This is a genomic window from Curtobacterium sp. Leaf154 (genome assembly GCF_001424595.1).
Classification (GTDB): Bacteria; Actinomycetota; Actinomycetes; order Actinomycetales; family Microbacteriaceae; genus Curtobacterium; species Curtobacterium poinsettiae.
This window is the reverse complement of record NZ_LMOS01000001.1, coordinates 869,087-892,505: the sequence shown is the minus strand read 5'-3', so window position 1 is coordinate 892,505 and position 23,419 is coordinate 869,087. Positions and strand designations below refer to the sequence as shown.

16 protein-coding genes are annotated in these 23,419 nt (G+C 72.0%); 4 read left to right on the top strand and 12 right to left on the bottom strand.

Going from position 1 to position 23,419, the window contains the following annotated elements; all coding sequences use genetic code 11:
• Window positions 1–9: 9 nt before the first annotated feature.
• From ASF75_RS04110 to ASF75_RS04090, 5 genes are all read right to left on the bottom strand, one after another.
• Window positions 10–1,314 carry an LLM class flavin-dependent oxidoreductase gene (locus tag ASF75_RS04110; RefSeq protein WP_056068916.1) on the bottom strand — a complete coding sequence of 435 codons (1,305 nt, stop codon included), beginning with the start codon at window positions 1,312–1,314 and terminating at the stop codon, window positions 10–12.
• Window positions 1,315–2,697 carry an O-acetylhomoserine aminocarboxypropyltransferase/cysteine synthase family protein gene (locus ASF75_RS04105; protein ID WP_017888210.1) on the bottom strand — a complete coding sequence of 461 codons (1,383 nt, stop codon included), beginning with the start codon at window positions 2,695–2,697 and terminating at the stop codon, window positions 1,315–1,317.
• Window positions 2,698–2,788: 91 nt separating this feature from the next.
• Window positions 2,789–3,502 (bottom strand): M50 family metallopeptidase, encoded by a 714-nt coding sequence (locus tag ASF75_RS04100; protein ID WP_056068914.1) that lies wholly within the window; start codon window positions 3,500–3,502, stop codon window positions 2,789–2,791.
• Between the two features lie 163 nt (window positions 3,503–3,665).
• Window positions 3,666–5,480 (bottom strand): glutamine--fructose-6-phosphate transaminase (isomerizing), encoded by a 1,815-nt coding sequence (glmS, locus tag ASF75_RS04095; RefSeq protein ID WP_017888207.1) that lies wholly within the window; start codon window positions 5,478–5,480, stop codon window positions 3,666–3,668.
• A 518-nt stretch (window positions 5,481–5,998) separates the two neighbouring features.
• Window positions 5,999–8,698 (bottom strand): helix-turn-helix transcriptional regulator, encoded by a 2,700-nt coding sequence (locus ASF75_RS04090; RefSeq protein WP_056068912.1) that lies wholly within the window; start codon window positions 8,696–8,698, stop codon window positions 5,999–6,001.
• Between the two features lie 536 nt (window positions 8,699–9,234).
• Here ASF75_RS04090 and ASF75_RS04085 point away from each other — a divergent pair.
• Window positions 9,235–10,773, top strand: a complete 1,539-nt coding sequence (locus tag ASF75_RS04085) for an MFS transporter (protein ID WP_056068910.1) — start codon at window positions 9,235–9,237, stop codon at window positions 10,771–10,773.
• Window positions 10,774–10,847: 74 nt separating this feature from the next.
• On the opposite strand, the gene hisN is transcribed toward ASF75_RS04085, so the two are convergent.
• The 4 genes from hisN to aroA all read right to left on the bottom strand — a co-directional run bounded on the left by hisN (window position 10,848) and on the right by aroA (window position 15,648).
• Entirely contained in the window at window positions 10,848–11,636 is a 789-nt protein-coding gene (hisN, locus tag ASF75_RS04080; RefSeq protein WP_017888204.1) for a histidinol-phosphatase, read from the bottom strand.
• A gap of 19 nt (window positions 11,637–11,655) precedes the next feature.
• Window positions 11,656–12,828: a hypothetical protein gene (locus ASF75_RS04075; protein ID WP_156463763.1), complete on the bottom strand. Its 1,173-nt coding sequence runs from the start codon at window positions 12,826–12,828 to the stop codon at window positions 11,656–11,658.
• Between the two features lie 384 nt (window positions 12,829–13,212).
• Window positions 13,213–14,259, bottom strand: a complete 1,047-nt coding sequence (rsgA, locus tag ASF75_RS04070) for a ribosome small subunit-dependent GTPase A (RefSeq protein ID WP_017888202.1) — start codon at window positions 14,257–14,259, stop codon at window positions 13,213–13,215.
• Between the two features lie 3 nt (window positions 14,260–14,262).
• Window positions 14,263–15,648: a 3-phosphoshikimate 1-carboxyvinyltransferase gene (aroA, locus tag ASF75_RS04065; protein WP_056068906.1), complete on the bottom strand. Its 1,386-nt coding sequence runs from the start codon at window positions 15,646–15,648 to the stop codon at window positions 14,263–14,265.
• An 81-nt stretch (window positions 15,649–15,729) separates the two neighbouring features.
• Between aroA and ASF75_RS04060 the strand changes: the two genes are divergently transcribed.
• Both ASF75_RS04060 and ASF75_RS04055 read left to right on the top strand, forming a co-directional pair.
• Complete coding sequence (locus tag ASF75_RS04060; RefSeq protein WP_082509403.1) at window positions 15,730–16,581, top strand: sigma-70 family RNA polymerase sigma factor; 852 nt, start codon at window positions 15,730–15,732, stop codon at window positions 16,579–16,581.
• Window positions 16,578–16,820 (top strand): zf-HC2 domain-containing protein, encoded by a 243-nt coding sequence (locus tag ASF75_RS04055; protein WP_017888199.1) that lies wholly within the window; start codon window positions 16,578–16,580, stop codon window positions 16,818–16,820. The genes ASF75_RS04060 and ASF75_RS04055 overlap by 4 nt, the downstream gene beginning before the upstream one ends.
• Before the next feature lie 81 nt (window positions 16,821–16,901).
• On the opposite strand, the gene ASF75_RS04050 is transcribed toward ASF75_RS04055, so the two are convergent.
• Both ASF75_RS04050 and ASF75_RS04045 read right to left on the bottom strand, forming a co-directional pair.
• Window positions 16,902–18,353, bottom strand: a complete 1,452-nt coding sequence (locus tag ASF75_RS04050; RefSeq protein WP_056068904.1) for a LamG-like jellyroll fold domain-containing protein — start codon at window positions 18,351–18,353, stop codon at window positions 16,902–16,904.
• Between the two features lie 50 nt (window positions 18,354–18,403).
• Window positions 18,404–18,985 (bottom strand): hypothetical protein, encoded by a 582-nt coding sequence (locus tag ASF75_RS04045; protein WP_056068902.1) that lies wholly within the window; start codon window positions 18,983–18,985, stop codon window positions 18,404–18,406.
• A gap of 115 nt (window positions 18,986–19,100) precedes the next feature.
• Here ASF75_RS04045 and ASF75_RS04040 point away from each other — a divergent pair, with 115 nt between their 5' ends.
• Window positions 19,101–19,541 (top strand): GNAT family N-acetyltransferase, encoded by a 441-nt coding sequence (locus tag ASF75_RS04040; RefSeq protein ID WP_042539621.1) that lies wholly within the window; start codon window positions 19,101–19,103, stop codon window positions 19,539–19,541.
• Between the two features lie 79 nt (window positions 19,542–19,620).
• Here ASF75_RS04040 and ASF75_RS04035 read toward each other — a convergent pair whose 3' ends face one another.
• Window positions 19,621–23,364, bottom strand: a complete 3,744-nt coding sequence (locus tag ASF75_RS04035; protein ID WP_200942670.1) for a multifunctional oxoglutarate decarboxylase/oxoglutarate dehydrogenase thiamine pyrophosphate-binding subunit/dihydrolipoyllysine-residue succinyltransferase subunit — start codon at window positions 23,362–23,364, stop codon at window positions 19,621–19,623.
• Between the last annotated feature and the right edge of the window lie 55 nt (window positions 23,365–23,419).

The following is a 23,419-nucleotide window of genomic DNA, read 5'->3' as shown; positions in this document are numbered from 1 at the left end:
CCGCTGCCGCTAGAAGTCGAACAGGTTCGCCCGGATCCCTCCGGCGCCGTACTCCCGTCGCAGGAGCCCGCGGCGCCGGAGCACCGGCACCAGGTCGCCGAACGTCCGGTGGATCTGCGCCGGGTGCAGGTCACCCGAGAAGATGATCCCGTCGTTGTCGGCGTCGCTGCCGAGCTCCTCGACGAAGTCCGCGAACTCGTCGGCGGTCCCCACGAACCCCGAGCGTGACGCGATCCGCCCCTGCCGCGCCTTGCGGGTGAGCAGTTCCCGCAGCGGTGCGTCCGGGGTGTCCCCGAGCAGCCCGCGGATCGTGCCGGCCGAGACGTGCTCACCGAAGGTCCCGTCGGGTACCGGGGCGTCCAGGTCGAGCGCGAGCAGGTCGGTCTCGGAGTCGCTCGACCACGCGATGGCCGCCGCACGCAGCGCGTCGTCCGAAGGGTGCTCGGACGCCGCGACGATGCGGTCGGCCTCCTCCGGCGAGGACACGATCACCGGCTTGAGCACGAACAGGATCCGCAGGTCCGACGCGGAGCGCCCCGCCGCTTCCGCTGCGGCGATCACCCGTGCTCGGTAGTCCGTCACCGCGGCGGCCGACAACGGCGCGAGCGCGAGCTGCACGTCCGAGTGGGTCCCGGCGAACGCGAGCCCACGACCGGAGCCGCCGGGGGAGACGACGACCGGGTCCGAGGCGAGCGGCAACGCGTTGAGCGGCCCGTCGGCGGTGAAGTGGGCGCCCTCGTGGTGGAACGCGTCGAGGGCCTCCCCGTCCGCGAAGTGCCAGGAGTCCGGCGCCCCGACGTACCCGTCGCCCCACGAGTGCCAGAGCCGGCGGAGCAGCGTGATCCACTCCTCGGCGCGGTCGTACGCCTGGTCGTGGGGCAGCGGCGGCAGGCCGGCGTGCCGTGCACTGCCGACGTCGGTGACGACGTTGATCCCCAGACGGTCCGAGGACAGGTGTGCCAGGGTCGCGAACTGCCGTGCCGCCAGGTACGGCGGGGTGATCCCCGCGTTGACGGTCGGCGCGATGCCGATGTGCGAGGTGGCGGCGAACAGGTACGGGGCGAGCAGCAGCGGGTCGTGCTTCGGGCCGCCGTACGCCTGCCGGATGCGCAGGTCGAGGGTCGCGGGGTTCCCGAGCGAGACGGCGTCCTCGGCGATGACCAGGTCCATGCCGGCCTGCTCGAGTGTCCGGACGGACTGCTGGTACAGGTCGGGCTTTGTCCAGTCGTGGCCCCAGTCCCAGTCGGACCGGCCCCACGCCTGCGGGCCGAAGCCCCGCGAGAAGAAGTACCCGAAGTGCTGCAGCTCGGCCATTCAGCGCTCCTGCCGGTCGAGGGCCGGCCCACCGACCGACGAGCGGTGCGCGTCGGACGCTCCACGTGCCTCCAGGCCGGTGGTCGCTGCGGACCGCACGGCGGCGAACCCGCGTTCCAGGTCGCGGAGCAGGTCCGCGATGTCCTCGATGCCCACCGACAGCCGGATCAGGCCGTCGTCGATGCCCTGCTCGGCGCGTTCTTCCGGCGTGCGGCCGGCGTGGGTGGTGGTCGCCGGGTGCAGGATCAGCGAGCGGACGTCGCCCAGGTGGGTCATCCGGCTGAACAGCTGCACGGCGTCGATGAACGCGCGCGCGGCGGCTCCGCCACCGGCGAGCGTGAAGGCGAAGACGGATCCGGCCCCACGGGGCAGGTAGCGCTGGGCGAGGTCGTGGAACGGACTGGAGGCCAGGCCCGCGTGGTCGACGCTCGTCACCTCCGGCTGCTGGTCCAGCCAGGACGCGACGGCCAGCGCGTTCGCGCAGTGGCGTTCCACCCGCAGCGACAGCGTCTCGATGCCCTGGCGGAGCAGGAACGCGTTGAACGGGGACGGCGCCGGACCGATGCGTGCGGCGACGACGTCGCGGGCGAACACGGCGAACGCCCGGTTGCCGTACCGCTCGACGTAGCTCTCGCCGCCGAGGGACCGTTCGGGGCTGGTCAGGTGCGTCCAGCGCTCGGGGGCGGCGGACCAGTCGAAGCGGCCGCCGTCGACGACCACCCCGCCGAGTCCGGCACCGTGCCCGGACAGGAACTTCGACGCCGAGTGCACGACGATGTCCGCACCGTGCTCGACCGGGCGCACCAGGTACGGCGTGGCGAGGGTGTTGTCGACGATCAGCGGGACCCCGGCGTGGTGCGCGGTCTCGGCGACGCCGGCGATGTCGAGGACGTCGTTCTTTGGGTTGGGGATCGTCTCGGCGAAGAACGCCTTGGTGTTCGGCCGGACCGCGGCAGCCCAGGCGTCGAGGTCGCGGGCGTCGGTGACGAAGTCGACCTCGATGCCGAGCCGGCCGAGGTTCTGCAGCAGCAGTCCGCGGGTGCCCTCGTAGATGCTCCGGGCGCTGACGACGTGGTCGCCGGTCTGCAGCAGACCGAGGAACGCCACGGTCGCCGCCGCCTGGCCGCTGCCGACCAGGATCGCCTGGACCCCGCGTTCGAGCAGCGCCACGCGACGCTCGACGTCGGCGTTCGTGGGGTTGCCGAGTCGCGTGTAGGTGTAGCCGTCGTCGGTGTCGGCGAAGCGGTCACGGGCCTGGTCGAAGTCGTCGAACAGGAACCCGGAGGACATGTGGATCGCGGGCACCCGGGCGCCGTGCCCGGCGTCGGGCACGAAGCCGCCGTGCACCTGCTCGGTCGCGAAGCCGTGGTCGTCGGTCGCCATGGGACACCTCCGGGGGGTCGTGTGGCGGTAGCCTCGCAGCCCCTCGGGGCGGACAGGCGATTGCGGCCCCCGGTTACGTGGCCGCTGCCCCTCAGACGAGCGCGCGGACCCCGGCGACGACGGTGTCCCAGACCTGGAGCAGGGGCTCGCGCGCCAGCCACACCGCGACGGCGTTGACGAGGACGAACAGCACGAACCACAGCGACGCCGGCACCCGCATCTCGGCTGCGGCGATGTGGAAGTCGGTCTGCACCCGGGCGCCGGTGAGCAGCCAGCGACCGACCTGCGCCACCGACCGCAGGCCGTCGACGACGAAGAAGGCCCCGACGGCTGCGACCACCAGCACGGTCACCTCGGACGGGCGGACGGCCACCCACAGGGCGAGGGCGTCGAAGCCGAGCACGACGAGCAGGCCGAACCAGTTCCGGACGAAGGCGAGCGCCACGAGGCCGATGACCGCGAGCACCACCACGGGCAGCCAGCGGGAGCCGTGCAGCACCCCGGTGACCAGGAGCACACCCGCCCACAGGGGCGCGCTGTAGCCGGCGTAGAGGTTCAGGATGCGGACGAGCCACCGGATGCCGCCGGGCACCCGTCCGAGTTGGACCCAGGCCTCGCCGGAGCCGTCCGGGTGCAGTTCGATGCGCTGGATGCGTCCGCCGAACGGCACGACGACGATCGCGTGCCCGACCTCGTGCGCGATGGTGGCGGCGATGCGTGCCACACGGCCGACGAACGGCACGAACGGCAGGACGGCTCCGACGAGGAGCGCGACGAAGACGAGGGGTGGGGCTGCGGTGGTCAAGCCACCAGCATCGCAGCCCCGCCCAGGAAGATCCTGCGGGACCGGCGTCAGGGGAGCACAGCGGTCGTCAGCACCACCGTGACCAGGACCACGGTGCTGGTGATCGCCAGGGCGGTGAGGACGGCGAGGAACACCGTCAGGCGGTTCACGCGTCGGCGCCCGGCTACTCGACCGTCACCGACTTCGCCAGGTTCCGGGGTTTGTCGACGTCGCACCCGAGCTGCAGGGCGAGTTCACGGGCGAGCATCTGCAGCGGCACGACGGCCTCGAGCGGACCCCACGGCGCCGTCATCGCGCCCCAGGCCAGGCCACCGGTGCCACGGCGGCCGAGCGCGGGGATGTCCGCCGACTCGCCGCCGATGGTGATGACGAAACCACCGCGGGCCCGGACCTCGGCGATCGCCGACCGGATCTTCGGTTCGCCGTGGTCGATGACGACCACCGGTGTGCCCTCGTCCACCAGGGCGAGCGGTCCGTGCTTGAGTTCACCGGCGGGGTAGGCCTCGGCCCAGCGGTAGCTGAGCTCCTTGAGCTTCAGGGCGCCCTCGGCGGCGTACGGCAGCCCGGTGCCACGGCCGAGGAACAGGAATCCGGTCGCCTCCTTGACGCTCGACGCCAGCAGCGGCATCCGCTCGGCGGACACCCGCGCGGCGTGCTCGATCCGGGCGGGCAGGTCGAGCAGCTCGTCGACGAGCACCTGGGCGTGCGACGGCTCGATGCGGCCGGAGGCGACCATCGCGGCGATCATCGCCGCGACGCCGACGACGACCTGCGCCGTGAACGTCTTCGTGGCGGCGACCCCGATCTCCGGACCGGCGTGGCAGTCGAGCACGGCGTCCGCTCGTCGGGCCAGCGAGGAGTGCATGTTGTTCGTCAGCGCGAGCACCGGGTGGCGGTCCTCGAACCGGTCCAGGGCGCGGAGCACGTCGGCCGTCTCACCGGACTGGCTGATCGCGACGACCAGGGTGCCAGGACCGAGCACGGCCTGGTCGGCCTCGCTCGCGACGACGATGTCGGTCGGCACCCCGCCGATCCCGCGCAGTGCCGTCGCGATCACCTGACCGGCGTTCAACGACGTGCCGCAGGCGACGATCGCCAGCCGGTGGAAGCCGGCCAGACCGAGGCCCACCCACATGCTGCCGTCGGCGGTGCGCCGGGCCACCCGGTCCAGGATCGTCGCGACGACGTCGGCCTGCTCGCCGATCTCCTTGGCCATGTGGTCGGTGTGGTCACCGAGGTCGAGCGCGGCCGCGGCGAACGGGGACGCCGTGGGGAACGGCACGGGCACCGTGATGCCGTCGGACGACCAGGTCCAGGCTTCGCCGAGCTCGACGACGTCGCCGTCGCGGAGCGCCACGAACGTCTCGCACCACTCGGCGATCGCACCGATGTCGCTCGCCACGAAGTCACCACGGCCGGAGCGCGCGACGACCAGCGGGGAACGGTCCGCCGCCACGACCATCCGGCCGTCCCGGGCGTCCAGCACCACGATCGCCCACGACCCCTCGAGCTGCGCCGTCGCGATCTGCACCGCGAGCATCAGGTCTGGGTCGACCGTCAGGGCCCGCTCGACCAGGTGGGCGATGACCTCGGAGTCGACGTCGGACCGGAACCGGTGCCCCTGCGCCTCGAGCGTCTGCCGCAGCCGCTCCGCGTTCTCGATGATGCCGTTGTGCACGATCGAGATCCGGCCGGTGCAGTCGGCGTGCGGGTGTGCGTTCGCCTCACGCACCGCACCGTGCGTGGCCCAGCGGGTGTGGCCGATGCCGATGCCGGTGAGCGCGTCGCCGGAACGGGCCGCGACGAGCGTGCGCAGGTCGCCGACGCGGGAGACCGAGCGGATCGTCTCGGCGCCGCCGACGGCCGTCCGGACGGCGATGCCGGCGGAGTCGTACCCGCGGTACTCGAGTCGTTCGAGTCCGTCGAGCAGGTAGGGGGTCGCGTCGTCAGACACGCGGGCCGCGATGATGCCGCACATCGGTTGTCCCTTCGGGGGAGCGAGGGTGGGTGGAACGGGGCGGTGGGGCTGCACCGACCGCCGTCGGGTCTGCCGCGCGTCCGGGTCCCCTGGGCGGGGGAACCGGCGCCCGTCCTCGGATCAGGCGAGGACGGACGTCGGTGTCGTTGGGCCGAGGGGCTCGGGTACCGGACGGGGGTACCGCGGGCTGGCCCCGGGGGAGGGGCACGGCGGTCGGTGCAGGAGAAGCCTCACCCGCCGCCGACCCCACGGCAACACCGGTCGGCCGCTCTTGCGGTTCCCCGCGCGCGGGGGCACACCGCCCTGCGGGCGCGTGCGGACTCCCGCAACCGCGCGCGCTTCGCGTGGAGCGACGCGCCAGCGGCGCGCGGCGCCAGCGGCGCGCGGCGCCAGCGGCGCGCGGCGCCAGCGCCGACCGAGCCTGCGAGGTCGGTTGCGTGAAGACGTGGAGCGCAGACGGACAGGAGGCCCGGTACCAGCTGGTACCGGGCCTCCCCTTCATCCTGTGGTGGCGTCTCCTACGTGAGGAGCGCGACCAGGTGCGATCGCGACCGCGCGCCGACCTTGCGGTAGATCTGCGTGAGCCGCAGTTCCACCGTGCGCTGCGACATGAACAGCGACGACGCGATCTCACGGTTGCGGTACCCCTCGGTGACCTTCTGCACCACCGCGCGCTCCTCGGCGGTCAGCGACGTGAGCACCGCCGACGCGTCCGGCGCGCTGCGCGGCGTCCCGGGGAACGCCGGCGACAGCACCGGCGCGGACCGGACCGACGACGAGCCCGTGCCGAACGGCGGCATCGCCGCAGCCGGCGCCGGGGTCACGAGCGGACGACGCAGGCCCGCCGCCTCGTAGGCCGCTGCGGCCGCCGCACCCAGGCGCGGACGCTCCGCGGGGTTGCCGACCGCGGCCAGCGCCGCGAACGTGCGAGCCCGCTCGTACTGCGAGTCGTGCGGCTGGAACAACTCCAGCGCGCGGCGACGAGCCGACTCGCGGGTGGTGTCGTCGGCGACGAGCGCCAGGCTCCGCGCCAGCACCAGGGCACCCCACCGACCCGGGCGGGCGTGGTGGTCCGCAGCAAGACGGGCCGTGATCGTCCGGGCATCGTCGATCCGACCGAGGCGCACGTAGGCCTCGACCAGGTCACCGAGGTGCCGGAGCACCGCCGGGTTCCGGAGCGACCGGCCGATCGCGTCGGCGGCCTCGAGCGCGGTCGCTGCCTCGTCGAGCCGACCGTCGAGCAGCAGGACCTTGCCGCGGAGCGCGTGCAGCTTCGCCGTCGCACCCCAGAGCCGACTCGTCGAACGGTGCTCGAGGCACCGGTCCACCACGTCGAGCGCCTCGGCCGACCGGCCCTCGGCGAAGTGCCGCCACGCGACGGCGATCGCCCGGGACGGCTCACGCAGCCGCTCGGCGACGGACGAGCCGGACTCCCAGACGTCGATCGCGCGGAGCGCCTGCCGGAAGTTGCCGGAGCGCACCTCGTTCTCGGACGTCAGGTACCGGGCCGCCTCGTTCCACACCGCCGCGGACTCCTGCCCACGGGCGAGCACGAGTGCGAACACCCGTCGCGCGCTCCGGTAGCGCTCGCCGATGCTCAGCGCGTGGGCGAGGAGCAGCAGGGCCGGGTCGGACATCGCCACGAGCGCCGACGTCGCGAGCCCGTCGTGCAGCTCGGTGTCGGGCGGCAGCACGCCGTCCACCGCGGCGATGAGCTCGCGCGCGGTCGTCGTGATCTCGAGGGTGTGCGCGGACGCCGACGCCTCGAGCGGTTCGATCCGGTGCAGCAGGTCCTTCGCCTGGTCGAGCTCCCACGCCTCGGCGCGGAAGCACGCCACCATGGCCATCAGTCCGGCGACGGCGTCCACCTCGGTGGGGTCGGTCGCGTCGACGGGGACGAGCAACTCGTCCGCGTGAACGGCGTCACCGCTGAGGTACTCAGCCGAGTACTGCAGACGCAGCCGGCGGACCTCGTTCGGCGTCGTCCGGAACGGACGGAGCGCCGCCAGGTACCGCGCGGCGAACCCGAGCAGACGCTTGCCGAGCATGGCCTCCGCGACCCCGAGGAGCGCGACGTGCTCGTCCTCGGTCCCGCCACCGATGTGCAGGGCACGCTCGGTCAGCGCGATCGCGGCGTGCACGGCACCGTCCACGACGTACGACCGTGCGGCCTGCAGCAGTGCGACCACGTCGGGGACGTCGTCGACGAAGCTCCGGTGCCACGCGGCCGACCGCGGGTCGGTCTCGGCGCTCGCCGTGGCCAGCTCGGCGTGTGCCGCGCGGCGGTCACGGGCGGGCATCCGCCAGTAGAGCGCGGAACGGACCAGCGGATGCCGCACGGTGACGCTCTGCCCGCGGACGGTCGCGAGACCGGCCCCGACCAGGTCGTCCAGCTCGTCCCGGTCCCACGCCGTGGTCTTCGCGACGGGCACCAGGGCGAGCTTCGCGAGGACGTCCAGATCGCGTCCTGCGGCCGGCTCGAGTGCGAGCGCAGCGATGGCCTCGGTGGTCGGAGTGGGGCGGAGCGGGAGCACGATCGGCTCGGCACCGGTGAGCTGCTCCCGGGTGAGCACCGCGAGCTGTTCGCGGAGTGCGCCGGGGTTGCCGCCGGTCTCCTCGGCGAGGACGGCGAGGACGCCGTCGTTCGCCTCGGCCGGTGCCATGGACCGGGCGAGGAGCAGGGCCTCGTCCGACGGCAGCGGTTCGATGCGCAGGGTCGGCAGGGCCGCGAGCGGACCGTCCGACGGCACCGAGCGGACCGTCGCCACGACGCGCAGGGCGGTGCCCGCGAGTCGTCCGGCGAGGAACGCGATGAGCTCCTGGCTCTCCGTGTCCATCCGGTCGAGGTCGTCGATGAGGACGAGCGTCGGCGGCAGGGTCAGAGCGTGCACGGCGTCGAGGAAGTCGTGCGCCGCCGCCAGTCCGGCCGTCACAGCGGCCGCGGTCCCACCGGCCTGCAGCAGGTGGGCGATGTGCGCGGTCGCTCGTGGGTCGTCCAGCGCGGTGAACAGGGAGGTCACCCCGGCCAGTGGCCAGCGGGATTCACTCCCGTTGACACCGACCCGGACGATGGGCAGGGAAACGCGGTTCGAGACCGCGTCGAGGACGCTGCTGCGTCCGGAACCAGGGTCGCCGACCACGACCATCGCGGACTCCCGTGGGAGCACTGCGAGGGTCGCGATCCGGTCGACCTCGAGACGTCGACCGGTGAGTGCCATGACTCACCGGCCTCCGGGTCCGGAGGCGGATGCTGCGAGGAGGGCGTCGGCGAACACGGGGGTCGCTGCGACGGGGCGCGCTGCGGCGGACCGGGCTGCTGCACGGCGGGTGACCGTGGCGGAGCGCGGACGAGAGGCGGCGACTGAGCGCGCGCCGGAACTGTCGTGGATTGGATGCGGTCGTCGAGTGAGGGTGCACTCGGTTCCGCTCGGGAACGATGATGTCATCGTCTGTATCACCCCTCGGGTTAGGGTCTTCGGACGAACACGACGGGTCGGTTCCACCGTTCGGATCTAGGGAATCCGAGGGCGTCACGTGACCTGCCGTCTGGAGCACGATAACTCAGGTCTCGTCCCGCTGAGCGGACTCGCGCGGACGGATGTCCACATCCGTGCCCCCAGTACGGGGGGCCACGAGGGGGCCCCTCTTCCGCTCGCTGCGGGGTGTCCGAACGAGCCGATCGGGGCCGTCGGAGCCAACCGGGGTACAGGGCTGTCCGGACCGTGTTCGTCGCCGCAGGTGTACCACGGACGGGATGTCCAACGCCGAACCGACCGACGCCCGCCTCGATGACCGCACCCGGTGGCGCGCCTTCGCCGTCTGCGTGGCGGTCGCGGCCCTGACGATCCTCGACCTGTCGAAGGTGAACGTCGGGCTGCCCTCGATCGAGCAGTCCCTCGGGGCCACCAGTTCGTCGCTCCAGCTCATCGTGGCGGGGTACGCGCTGGCCTTCGGTCTCGCCCTCGTGCCCGCCGGCCGGCTCGGCGACCTGAAGAGCCGACGGGTCATGTTCATCGTGGGGCTCAGCGCGTTCACCGGATCGAGTCTGCTGTGCGCCGTGGCGCCGAACATCGAGGTCCTGATCGTCACCCGGATCCTGCAGGGCTTCGCCGCCGGCATCCAGATGCCCCAGGTCATCGGACTCGTGCAGCAGCTGTTCCGGGGGCCGGAGCGGGGCCGTGCGTTCGGGCTGTTCGGCGCGATGATCGGCATCTCCACCGCACTCGGCCCGACCATCGGTGGTGGCCTCATCGCGATCGGCGGCGAGGAGTCCGGCTGGCGGCTGCTGTTCTGGATGAACGTGCCCCTCGGCATCGCCGCGCTCGTCTTCGCCATCCGCCTGCTGCCGAAGGGGGCTCAGGGGACGGCGCAGGACCGCGAACTGGACGTCGTCGGCATCCTGCTGCTCGGTGCGGCCATCGTCACCCTGATGCTGCCCTTCGTGCTGACCAGCGGCGGTGGTGGTTCCGCGACGCGCTGGTTCTGGCTGGTCGGCTTCGCGGTGTTCCTCGTGCTGTTCGTGCTCTGGGAACAGCGGTTCAAGCGGCAGGGCAAGTCGCCCGTGGTGCACTTCGAGCTCTTCCGACTGTCGTCGTACCGCAACGGACTGTCGATCGTCGCCGTCTACTTCGCGGCGCTGCCGGCGTCCTTCCTCATGGTGACGCTCTACCTGCAGGAGGGCCTCGGCCTCTCGCCGCTGTTCGCCGGCATGGTGAGCATCCCCTTCGCGGCGACGAGTGCCGTGGGCTCGTACATCGGCGGACGGATCGTCGACCGGGTCGGGCGGGCGCTGGTCGTCGCCGGGCTCGGGATGGTCGTCGTCGGCTTCCTGCTGCTCATGCTCGCCGCGGTCGCCACTCCGCCGGAGGTCACCCCGTGGGCGATGGCCGGAGCGTTCCTGGTGGGTGGTCTCGGTGGTGGGTTCGTGGTGTCACCGAACCAGACGCTGACCCTGGCCGAGATCCCCGTCGAGCAGTCCGGTGTCGCGGGCTCGATGCAGCAGCTCGGGCAGCGGGTCGGGACGGCGATCGGTACCGCGGTCGCGACGAGCATCTTCTACGGCATCGTCCGGAGCCAGACGGCGGAGTCGGGGTCCGGCGGGTCCGGACCGGGCAGCCGGCTCGACGCGTACCACGACGCGTTCCGCAGCGGCACGACGTTCACGGTGTCGCTGATGGCGCTGGCGTTGGTGCTGGCGGGTGCGGACCTGGTGGCGCGTCGCCGGGCGGCGCGGCGGTCCGAGGGGGAGTCCGAGCGCTCCGACGCGGCTGCGGAGCCCGCCGACCGCGGCTGATCCGCTCGACGGCGGCCGATCCGCTCGAGGGCGGCCGATCCGCTCGAGGGCGGCCGATCCGCTCGGCCGCCGGCCTAGGACTCGCGGCGGATGACCTCGACGACGGCGTCGTGCACCAGGCCGTTCGTGGCGAGGGCGCTGCCGTGCCAGGGCCCGGGATCGCCGTCGAGCGAGGTGAAGCGACCGCCGGCCTCCTCGACGATGGGGACGAGGGCGGCGATGTCCCACGGCTTCAGGTCCGGTTCGCCGGCGACGTCGAGGACGCCCTCGGCCACCATCATGTACGACCACATGTCGCCGTAGGCCCGGGTGCGCCAGACCCGGCGGGACAGGTCGACGAGCGGCTCGAGGCGGTCGTCGTCGTCCCACTGCTGGATGCTGTTGTAGCTCAGGCTGGCGTCGGCCAGGTCGGCGACCCCGGACACCCGGAGCGGTCCGTCCAACGAGAACGCACCGGAACCCTCGGCCGCCCACCAGCGCTTGCCGAGGGCCGGAGCGCTGACGACACCGAGCACCGGGCGACCGTCGACCGCGAGCGCGATCAGGGTCGCCCACACCGGCACGCCACGCAGGTAGTTGGCGGTGCCGTCGATCGGGTCGACCACCCACTGCCGGTGCCCTTCGCTGACGGCCTCGGCTCCGGTGTCGGCCGTGGTCTCCTCACCGAGGAACGCGTCGTCCGGTCGCTCGGCGGCGAGCCGCTCGCGCAGGGCCCGTTCGACCGCCTGGTCGGCGTCGGTGACGTGCGTGCTGTCGGCCTTCTTCGTCACGTGCAGGTCGGCGGCACGGAAGCGCTCGAGGCTGATCGCGTCGGCAGTGTCGGCGAGGGAGCGGGCGAAGTCCAGGTCGGCGCTGAGGTCCACGTCGCCCAACCTACCGTCGCTACGCGGCGACGACCTCTTCTTCCTCGAGCCGGGTGACCTCGCGTTCGCGTGCGATGCGGGTCCGGCGGGCGACGAGCCCGTGCACCACGACGCAGAGCAGGAGCGCGGCGGCCAGCCAGAGGGCGAGCACGAGCGATGACCGGCCGAGCGAGGCGTCCGGGAAGTACTGCAGGTCCTGTGCGGCCTGCAGCCACGCGGCACCGCTCCAGAAGGTGTGCAGGGCGGCGAAGAACCCGGGCTGGAAGGCCGGCTGGAAGATCCCGCCGGAGGACGTGAAGTTCAGCATCACGAAGAGCATCGTGAGGATCGGGGTGGTCCACCGTCCGAGCACGGGATGCAGCCCGACGCCGAGCGCGACGATGATCGCGTCGTAGAGCCAGGCGAACAGGAACACCTGCCACTGGTGGGTGGTGATGACGCCGTAGATCGGTCCGGCGACGATCACGCCGATGCCGGCGACGACCCCCGCGGTGGCGAGCCCGATGACCGCGGTCCACACGCCGCGGAGCTTCGTCGCGACCGAGGCCACGGCGATCGCGGACGCGTACCCGCCGACGCTCAGGGCCACGAGCAGGAAGAACAGTCCCTGGCCGGTGGTGTCCTGGTCGCCCGTGGGCACGACGTCGACGACCCGGAACGGCACGTGCTGGTCGTAGGCGATCGGCAGGAACACCTTCTGTGCGGCGCTCGCGGTCGTCTCCGACGCGGCGGTCGAGACGTAGAGCGTGGCACCGGTCGCGGTGGGTGCGTAGACCGCCGCGAGGTCGCGGTCGCGCACCTGCTGCTCGGCGGCCTTCGTCGAGGCGACGACGTGGGCCACGAGGGCGCCGTCGGACTGGTCGGTCACGGTCTGGGCGAACACCTGGGTGGCGGCGCCCTGGCCGACGATGCCGACGGGGAGTTCGTGCGGCGCCGGCGCGTGGAAGGCGCCGAGGTACGCCAGGCCCATGCCCGCGGCCAGGAACAGCGGAACGAGGATGTGCGAGGCGAACGTCAGCAGCACGCGACCGAGGCCGGCCGGGCGCAGGACGCTGTCGGAGCCCTGCGGCTTCGGGGCTCGCGAGGACTTGTGCGTGGGGGAGTGGTGCGCGTGCGACGTCGTCGTCGTGCTCGGGGACGGGGCGTCGACAGCGGGGGTCGGCGCAAAGTTGTACTTTGCAACTTCAGACACGATCGCCAACTGTACAACGCTGGTGCGTGCTTGTCGACGCAGGCCCGGAGCCGAGGCGTCGCCCGGTGGGAGGTTGCCCGCTCCGTGCGAGGCCGCGAGCCCGCACGGAGCGCACGACCTTGCACCGTTCAGAGCCCCTCGCACGGTGCGAGGTCTGCGCGGTGCGACGGGGCGGGCGCGGGCTGAGTGGTCACGACTCACCGCGCGCCGGCGCTCGGGCGGTCACGAACTGTCGGATGCCGCGCCGCCAGCCGACAGTTCGTGACCGCTCGACGCACACACCGCGGGGTGTCGTGACCAGCCGCCGACCAGCGCCGAGCGCCGACCGGCCGCCGACCAGCCGCCGAGCGCCGACCGGCCGCCGACCAGCCACCGCCCCTCGCGCTACTCCGAACCGGGGTCCGACGCGCCCATCCCGGTCAGCAGCGCCCGGAACGAGTCGAGCCGCTCGACACCGGTCGGCCCGAGCTCCCCGTCCTGCACCCGGTCGACGATCTCCCAGTCGTGCGCCTGCGCCAACGGGATGCCGTCCCGCGCGGGCAGCACCGGGATCGCGTGCGAGGCGAACGCCCGGAACACGTTCGCGGGGTCGACGTGCCCCAGGCCGAACGACCGCACGCCCGGGGTGTCGATGATCCAGCCACCGTCACGGACCCGCAGCGCGATCGACGACGAGGAAGTGTGCCGCCCCCGGCCGGTCACGGAGTTCACGACGCCGATCGCCCGCGTGGACCCGGTCAACGCGTTCACCAGGGTCGACTTGCCGACGCCGGAGTGCCCGACGGTCACGGTCACCTTGTCGTCGAGCAGCTCGTGCAGCGCCTCGAGCGGGACGTCGTCCGAACGGCTCGTCACGATCCGCAGGTCCAGGCAGCCGAAGTGCGCCAGGAACGCAGCCGGGTCGGCGAGGTCGGTCTTCGTGATGCAGAGGATCGGGTCGAGCCCCGCGTCGAACGCCGCCACCAGGTACCGGTCGATCAGGCGGGTGCGCGGCTCGGGGTCGGCGGCGGCCACCACGATGAGCATCTGGTCGGCGTTCGCCACGATGACGCGCTCGACCTCGTCGGAGTCGTCGGCGCTCCGGCGCAGCAGGGTGGTGCGTTCGGCGACCTTCACGATGCGCGCGAGCGACCCGGGGTCCCCGGAGACGTCGCCGACGAGTGACACGTGGTCGCCCGTGACGACGGACTTCTTGCCGAGCTCGCGGGCCTTCGTGGCCGTGATGACGTGGTCGTCGATCAGCACCCCGAACCGCCCGCGGTCGACGTTCGTCACCCACCCGACGGGGGCGTCGTCGTAGGTCGGCCGGGTCTTCGTGCGTGGCCGGTTGCCCTTCGGGTTCGGACGCACCCGGACGCTCGACTCGTCGTACTGCCCGTACGGCTCGTCCGCGTCGGTGTCGTCACCGTCGGCGTCGTCCCACCAGCTCATGCGTCAGTCCCCACTCACCGGTGCAGCGGCCACCGAGGACGCCACGAGTGCCGCCCACAGCTCCGGGAACTGCGGCAGCGTCTTCGCCGTCGACCCGATGTCGTCGACGGCGACGCCGTCGACGACGAGGCCCACGATCGCCCCAGCGGTCGCCATCCGGTGGTCGTCGTACGCGCCCCAGGCGCTGCCGTGGAGCGGCGCCGGCTCGATCCGCAGGCCGTCGTCGAGTTCGTGCACCGCGCCTCCAGACCGGTTGAGGTCCGCCGCCAGCGCGGCCAGGCGGTCCGTCTCGTGCCCCCGCAGGTGGCCGATCCCGGTGATCTCGCTCGGGCCGTCCGCCAGCGCGGCCAGCGCGACGAGCGCCGGTGCGAGTTCGCCGCCGCGGCTCAGGTCGAGTTCGAGACCCGGCAAGGAGGCCCCACCCCGGATCCCGACGCCGCCGTCGACGACCAGGTCGTCACCGTCACGGGCCACGCTCGCCCCCCACAGGGGCAGGAGCGTCTCGAGGTCGGCACCGACCTGGGTCGTCTCGGTGGGCCAGGTGCGGATGCGGACCGTGCCGCCGGCGACGAGCGCGGCGACCGCGAACGGCGCGGCGTTCGACAGGTCGGGCTCGATCGTGACGTCACGCGCGCCGATCGGACCGGGGTGCACGACCCACTCGCCGACCGACGGCTCGTCGACCCGGACGCCGCGGGCACGGAGCGCCGCGACGGTCATCTCGATGTGCGGCATGCTCGGCAGGCGTTCGCCGACGTGGGTGAGGTGCAGGCCCTCGTCGAAGCGGGGCGCCGACAGCAGCAGGCCGGAGACGAACTGCGAGGACGCCGACGCGTCGATCGTCAGGGCACCACCGCGGACCGAGCCGGTGCCGGTGAACGAGAACGGCATCGAGCCGCCGCCGTCGTCCGTGACGTCGACACCGAGGTCCACGAGTCCCTGCACGATCGCGTGCATCGGCCGCTTGCGGGCGTAGGGGTCGCCGTCGACCGTGACGGGCCCGACGGCCAGGGCGGCGAGCGGTGGCAGGAAGCGCATCACGGTGCCGGCCAGCCCGCAGTCCAGGCGGACGTCGCCGTGCATCGGGGCGGGCGTGATCCGGAGGTCCGGACCGTAGGGGTTCGGGGCGGTGCCGGCCGCCGGCTCGAGCTCCTCGATGCCGACGCCGAGCGCACGGAGGCCCGCGATCATCAGCGCCGAGTCGCGGGAGTGCAGCGGGAGCCGGATCGTCGAGGGGCCGTCCGCGAGGGCCGCGAGCACGAGCTCCCGGTTCGTCAGCGACTTCGACCCGGGCAGCGCGACGTCACCGCGCAGCGGACCCCCTGCGACCGGGGCGATCCAGGGGTCGGCGGGCTGGGCCCCGCTGTGGGAATGCGTCGTGTCTGCCATCGGTTCACCAGGGTACTGAACGCACCGGGAGGATCAGTGGCGACAGCAACACTCGCTCGAGAGCGGACCAGCACGGCGACCGTGCTGACCGCGGTGCCGACGACGCTCGGCACGCTCGGCCTAGACTTGGCGGCGATGACGACCGACGAACCGCAGGCAGCTCCGCACCACCCGGTCGACGAGACCGAGGTGCAGCTCGACGCCGTCGAAGACGAGCAGACCGCCCTCGACGACGCAGCCGACGAGCCCGTGGACGCGAAGACCGTCTCCGAGGCGGAGCTGCGGTCCCTGTTCGAGGACCAGGCCCTGCCCTTCATGGACCAGCTCTACGGCGCGGCCATGCGGATGACCCGCAACCCGGCCGACGCGTCGGACCTGGTGCAGGAGACCTTCGTCAAGGCGTTCGCCGCGTTCCGCCAGTTCAAGCAGGGCACGAACCTGAAGGCCTGGCTGTACCGGATCCTCACGAACACGTTCATCAACACGTACCGCAAGAACCAGCGGAACCCGTACCAGGGCACCATCGACGAGCTCGAGGACTGGCAGCTCGGCGGCGCCGAGAGCGTCACCCAGTCGATCTCCGCCCGGTCCGCCGAGGCCGACGCGATCGACCACCTGCCGTCCTCCGCCGTGAAGGACGCCCTGCAGGCCATCCCCGAGGACTTCCGGATGGCCGTCTACTTCGCCGATGTCGAAGGCTTCTCGTACCAGGAGATCGCCGACATCATGAAGACCCCCGTGGGGACGGTCATGAGCCGCCTCCACCGTGGTCGCCGGCTCCTCCGTGGGCTCCTGGCAGACCACGCCCGCGAGACCGGCATCGTCCCGGACGCAGCGTCGACGGCAACGATGCGCGGACGAGGCCGGGGCGCGGCGTCGACGACGAAGGCAACCGCGGCCACGGGTCGCACCGGACGGAAGGACGCACGATGAGCGGCTGCGACTGCTCGAAGGCGAAGGCCGAACTCGAGGAGTTCCTGCACGACGAGCTCCGCCACGAGGACGCTGCGGACATCCGCGAGCACATGGACGGGTGCGAGGACTGCCAGACCGAGCACCGCGTCGGCGTCGTGCTCATGGAGACCGTCCGCCGTGCGTGCAAGGAGACCGCTCCGGACCAGCTGCGCAGCGAGATCCTCGAGCGCATCCGGCAGGAACAGTCGACGCACTGACGTCACAGGCCGGGCGCACGCCCGGCTCGGGTGGCGCCCGGACTGGTCAGGCATCGGCGTTCGCCTCGGCCCGGTCCGGCGTCAGCGGCCGGCCTGGAACGCACGGGTGATCGCCGCTGCGTCGAGGACGCGCTCGTGCACCCGGACCGTGTCCACGTCGCCGGTGTAGACGTAGTCGCCGGCGTTCGGCCAACCGGCCAGCGTCTGGCGTCCGGCGCGCCAGTGTCCGGCGTACTGCCGCAGGGTGACGGCATCGGAACGACTGCCCTGCAGCTGGCCGTCGACCCAGAGCGCCATCGATCGCGACTGGAACGTCGCGACCGCGTGGTGCCATTCGCCGTCGGTGACCGTCGCCGTCGATCCCAGCGTGAACTTGAACTGCGACCCTGATCCCTCGACGCCGAACCGCAGGACTCCGTCGGCACCGATGTACAGGTGCCGGTCGCGGTACTGGGACGCGGCAGAGCGGTCCGAGCCGAAGCCGAACACGCGCCCGCCGTCGGTGTCCTGGGTGCGGAACCAGACCTCGATCGTGAAGGCGTTCGGAGCGTCGACCGCGGTGTCGGTGACCGCCCACCCTTCGGCCCCGTCCTCGGTCCAGAACGTCGCGTACGGGTTCGTGGCGCAGTCGGCGTCGACCCGGGCAGCGGCGGGCGTGAAGGTGCCGTCGGCCCCGGACCCGCTCGAGTCCACGACCCGGGGGCCGCTCTTCTCGGCGAAGTCCCACGCGAGTGCCGCGCCGGGTGCGGGCTGGTGGAAGCACCCGAACCCGCCGGTGCCGAGTGCCGAGGCGGTGCCGGTCGAACCGCTGAACCCGGCTCCGGCCCCGAACCCGGTTCCCGCTCCTGCTGCGGCGAGCAGGGTGAGGACGATGGCAGCCGCCGTGAACGCCGCGACCGGCACGGTGGACGACGACACGGCGGTGACGGTGACGGTGCCGGGCTCCGCGACGACCGGCGAGTGGAGGTCCCGCCGCGGCGCGCCGCAGGTCCGGCAGGGGCGACCGGCGGTGATGTCCCGGTCGGCCCGCCCGGCGACGACGAGCACGGCGGCGACGACACCGGTCAGCAACAGGGAGGTCCAGTCGCCCCCGCGGATCCAGACACCGGGCAGCCCGACCCACGGGAAGCGCAGGACGCCGACACCGAGGACGGCGTCCGGGGCGACGGCAGTCCGGTCGGCCGTCGGGTTGGCGTCCCCGCGCAGGCGCAGGGCCCCGTCCTGTTCGACGCGTTCGAGCCGGTGCAGCCGGAGTCGGTCCCGGTGGTCCGGGTCCTCGACGAGCAGCACCCGTCCGGCCTCGACGGTGTCCGGGCCGGCCGGCATCGCGGCGACGACGTCCCCGGTCCGGATGCCGGGCGCCATCGAGTCGGAGACGACGGTCGTCACGTGCCACCCGAGGGCCGCGGGGAGCGACGCCCACAGCGCGAGCAGCAGGGCCGACCAGAGGATCGTGCGTGCCGTGACCGCGAGGAGCAGCCGGGGCACGTCGCCGGCGCAGCGGACGTGACGGCGGGTGGTGGCGTTCGGCATCGGCTGCTCCTCGGGTCGGGCGGGTGGGACGGGTCGGGTTCGGGACGGGGTCAGTCGGTCTGCGCTTCCCACACGAACGTGGTGCCCGCCTCGGACGACTGCACGGTGTTCGGTGCGTCCTCGCCCAGGTCGTAGCTGAAGCGGTAGGTCGTGCTCGCCGTACCCGTCGCGGGCTGCCACGCGTCGACGCCGGTGCCGAAGGACTCGGACTCCATCAGGCCGGCGAGCGTCCCGTCGTGCACGGTCGTCGCCGTGGTGAAGGTGCTGCAGTCACCGGGGGTGCCGAGGCTGCCGCGCTCGACGGTCAGTCCCACGTGCTCGGCGAGTGCGTCGTCGTCGGCCTGGTCGGTGGTGAAGAGCTTCACGGTCGAGGCGTTGGTGGTGTTCGCCGTGACGGTGATGCAGTTCGAGCCGCTGGACCCGGGCACCAGATCGTCGGCGTCGAACATCGCGACGCCCTGGTCGTCGTCGGTGAGCGAGACGGCGCCGGTGCGCCAGCTGTTCGCGGCGTTGTCGGTGCTGCTCGAGAAGGCGGCGTACGAGGCCGTGGCGATGAGGGCACCGCTGGCGACGACGGCGAGCGGGAACGCGATCCAGGCTGCGGTGCGGCCGTGGCGGGAGGTGATGTGCATGGCTGTCCTGTCGGTCGGGATCACCCGGCGGGTGATATGACAGCAGAGTATATGAATATCAGTTGTTATGGAAGCCCGTCGCAACACGACCGGCGGCCCGGGTAGGTTGGCCGACATGACCCTCACCGTCGAGTCGACCACCGCCTGGTCCGACACGGACGTCGCCGACGTCGCCGCCCTCGTCCGCCTGCTCGGTCACGACGTCGACGACGCGTCGATGCGCGCCCGCCTCGAACGGCTCACGCCCGAGGCCGGGCACCGCACCTGGGTCGTCCGGGGGGACGACGGCCGTGTGGCCGCCGTGGCCGGGGCCCAGGTCACGTGGGCGTACGCCAGCGACGAACCGACGGCGCAGCTGCTGCTGCTGGTCGTCGACGACACGGCCCGGAGGCTCGGCACCGGTTCCGCACTCATCGACACGTTCGAAGCGTGGGCCGTCGAGCAGGGCGCGCGTCGCCTCAGCGCGGTCAGTGCGGCAGCGACGGACAACGCGCACCGGTTCTACCAGAAGCGCGGGTACCACGACGCCGGAGTCCGGTACACCAAGTTCGCCTAGGGGCGTCGCACTCCTCGGGAACAGCGAAGCGCCCCGCGTGGGAGTCCATCGGACTCCCACACGGGGCGCTTCCTCGTGGTTACGCCGACGTGCTCAGTGCCGTGTCGATGACGTCCGCGGCCTCTTGTGCGGAGCGCTTCGACGACCCGGTGGCCGGTGCTGCACTCGCCGAGCGGGCCGCGACGGACAACGGTCGGCCGCCCAGGTGCGGCGACAGGTTCATGCAGACGAACGGCCAGGCGCCCTGGTTCTCCGGCTCCTCCTGTGCCCACACGACGTCGGCGTCCGGGTAGCCGGCCAGCACCTCGAGGATGCGGTCGAGGGGGAGCGGCGCGAGCTGCTCGAGGCGGACGAGCGCGACGTCGGTGATCCCGCGCTTGTCGACCTCGGCGCGCAGGTCGTGGTGCACCTTGCCGGAGTGCAGCACGACCCGGCGGACGGCACCCTTGTCGGTGATCCGGTGGTCGTCCAGCACGGGTTCGAACGTGCCCGTCGTGAAGTCCTCGACCGCGCTCGTCGCCTGGCGGAGCCGGAGCATCGCCTTCGGCGAGAACACGATGAGCGGCTTCTGCGGACGGGCCCAGGCCTGTCGGCGGAGCAGGTGGAAGTACGACGCCGGGGTCGACGGTCGTGCGACGATCATGTTGTCCTCGGCGCACAGCTGCAGGTACCGCTCGATGCGTGCCGACGAGTGGTCCGGCCCCTGGCCCTCGTACCCGTGCGGCAGCAGCAGGACGAGGCCGGAGCGCTGTCCCCACTTCTGCTCGGCGGACGAGATGAACTCGTCGATGACGATCTGGGCGCCGTTCGCGAAGTCACCGAACTGCGCTTCCCAGAGCACGAGGGACTCGGGGCGTTCCACCGAGTAGCCGTACTCGAAGGCCATCGCCGCGTACTCGCTCAGCAGCGAGTCGTACACGTAGAACCGGGCCTGGTCCTCGGTGAGGTTCGACAGCGGCAGCCACTCCTGGCCGTTCACCCGGTCGTGGAAGACCGACTGGCGCTGGACGAAGGTGCCACGGCGGGCGTCCTGTCCGGCGAGGCGGACCGGCTTGCCCTCGACCAGGATCGACCCGATCGCCATGAGCTCGGCCATCGCCCAGTCGATGCCGCCGTTGCGCGTCATCTCGGTGCGCTTGGTCAGCAGCTGCTGCAGCTTCGGGTGGATGGAGAACCCGGCGGGCGGGTTGCTGTGTGCGTCGCCGATCGCCCGGACGAGTTCGTCGGACACGGCGGTCTCGTGCACCTCGACCTCGGAGTCGTCGCGCTGCGCTGCCGGGCGTTCGAGGCCCTGCACCGCACCGTCGTCGACCTCGATCACCGGGATGGTGCCGGTCTGCGCCTCGTGCGTCTCGGCGAAGGCGCGTTCCAGGCGGTCCTGGAAGTCGCGGTGCGCTTCGTCGTACTCCTCTTGCGTGATGTCACCACGGCCGACGAGGGCCTCGGTGTACAGCGTGCGGACGGAGCGCTTCGCCTCGATGAGGTTGTACATCAGCGGCTGCGTCATCGAGGGGTCGTCGCCCTCGTTGTGGCCGCGACGGCGGTAGCAGATCAGGTCGATCACGACGTCGCGGTGGAACTCCTCGCGGTACGCGAAGGCGAGCTCGGCGACGCGGGCGACGGCCTCGGGGTCGTCACCGTTCACGTGGAAGATCGGCGCCTGGATCGTCTTCGCGACGTCGGTGGAGTACACCGAGCTGCGCGCGGACTCGGGCGGGGTGGTGAACCCGACCTGGTTGTTGATGACGAGGTGGACCGTGCCGCCCGTGCGGTAGCCGCGGAGCTGCGACATCTGCAGCGTCTCGACGACCACGCCCTGGCCCGCCATCGCCGCGTCGCCGTGCACGAGCACGGGGAGCACGCCGAAGCTGCCGGGGGCCTCGCGGTCCTGCTTGGCGCGGACGATGCCCTCGAGCACGCCGTCGACGGCCTCGAGGTGGGACGGGTTCGCGGCGATCGTCACCGGGATGCTCGAGCCGTCGGACGTGCGGAACACGCCCTCGGTGCCGACGTGGTACTTCACGTCGCCGGAGCCCTGACCGGACACCGTGCCCGGCAGCGACGAGCCCTCGAACTCACGGAAGATCTGTCCGTAGGTCTTGCCGGCGATGTTCGTCAGCACGTTCAGGCGGCCACGGTGGGCCATGCCGATCGCGACCTCGGCCAGTCCGGCTCCGGCGGCGTGCTGGATCAGGGTGTCGAGGAAGGCGATGGTGGACTCGCCGCCCTCGAGCGAGAAGCGCTTCTGGCCGACGTACTTGGTCTGCAGGAAGGTCTCGAACGCCTCGGCCTCGTTGAGCTTGCCGAGGACGCGGAGCTGCTCTTCCTTCGACGGCTTCGAGTACGGCACCTCGATGCGCTCCTGCACCCAGCGACGCTGTTCCGGGTCCTGGATGTGCATGTACTCGATGCCGACCGTGCGGCAGTACGCGTCGCGCAGGATCCCGAGGACGTCGCGGAGCGGTGCCGAGGTGGTGCCGGCGAGCCCGCCGGTGACGAACTCGCGGTCGAGGTCCCAGAAGGTGAGCCCGTGGCTCTCGATCTCGAGGTCGGGGTGGGTGCGCTGGCGGTACTCGAGCGGGTCGATGTCGGCCATCAGGTGCCCACGGACGCGGAAGCTGTTGATGAGCTCCTGCACGCGCGCGGTCTTGTTCACCCGGTGCGCCAGGTCGACGTTGATGTCGTTCGCCCACTGGATCGGCTTGTACGGGATCCGGAGCGCGGCGAAGATGCCGTCGTAGAACCCGTGCTCACCGATCAGGCGCTCGTGCACGTGCTTGAGGTACTCGCCCGAACCGGCGCCCTGGATGACACGGTGGTCGTAGGTGCTCGTCAGGGTGATGGTCTTGCCGATGCCGAGCTCGACCAGGGTCTTCGACGCCGATCCCTGGAACTGCGCCGGGTACTCCAGGGCACCGGCGCCGATGATCGAGCCCTGCCCCTTCGTCAGACGGGGGACCGAGTGCACGGTGCCGATGCCGCCCGGGTTGGTGAGCGAGATCGTCGTGCCCTGGAAGTCCGCCGGGGTGAGCTTGTTGTCACGGGCGCGCTTGACGAGGTCCTCGTAGGCCGAGAGGAACTGGCCGAACGTCAGGGACTCGGCCCGCTTGATGCTCGGCACCAGGAGCGAGCGGGTGCCGTCCTTCTTCGGGACGTCGATCGCGATGCCGAGGTTCACGTGCGCCGGGGCGACGACGAACGGCTTGCCGTCGCGCTCCTCGTAGAAGACGTTCTGGCTCGGGAAGTCCTTGAGCGCCTGCACCATCGCCCACCCGATCAGGTGCGTGAAGGAGATCTTGCCGCCGCGGGCGCGCCGCAGGTGGTTGTTGATGACGATCCGGTTGTCGATCATCAGCTTCGCCGGGATGGTGCGGACGCTCGTGGCGGTCGGGACCGTCAGCGAGGCGTCCATGTTCGACGCCAGGGTCTTCGCCATGCCCCGGAGCGGGGTCGCCACGTCCTCGTGGGTCTCCTCGTGGTCGTCCGCGGCGTCGTTCGCCTCGGCCGGGATCGGCTGCGGTGCCGGCTGGCGCGAGGTGGTCTTCGCCTGGATCGGACCGGACTTGGCCTCGCCCGGAGCGTCACCGGTGGCGGGCTGCTGCGTCGACGACTGCTGCTGGGCCGGTGCCTGCTGCGCGGGGGACTGGGCCGGGGCCGCAGCGCCACCGACCTGCGTGCGGTGGTAGCTCTCGAGGACCGGCCACCAGGACTTGTCGACCGACTCCTTGTCCGCGACGAACTGCTCGTAGAGCTCGTCGACGAGCCACTCGTTCGCCCCGAATTCGCCCGCGGTCTCGTCCGTTCCGGTCAGATGGCTCGACACAGCCGATCGCCCACTCTCCGTCGATAGATGCTCGTGTGTGTCGTGCGGAGCAACC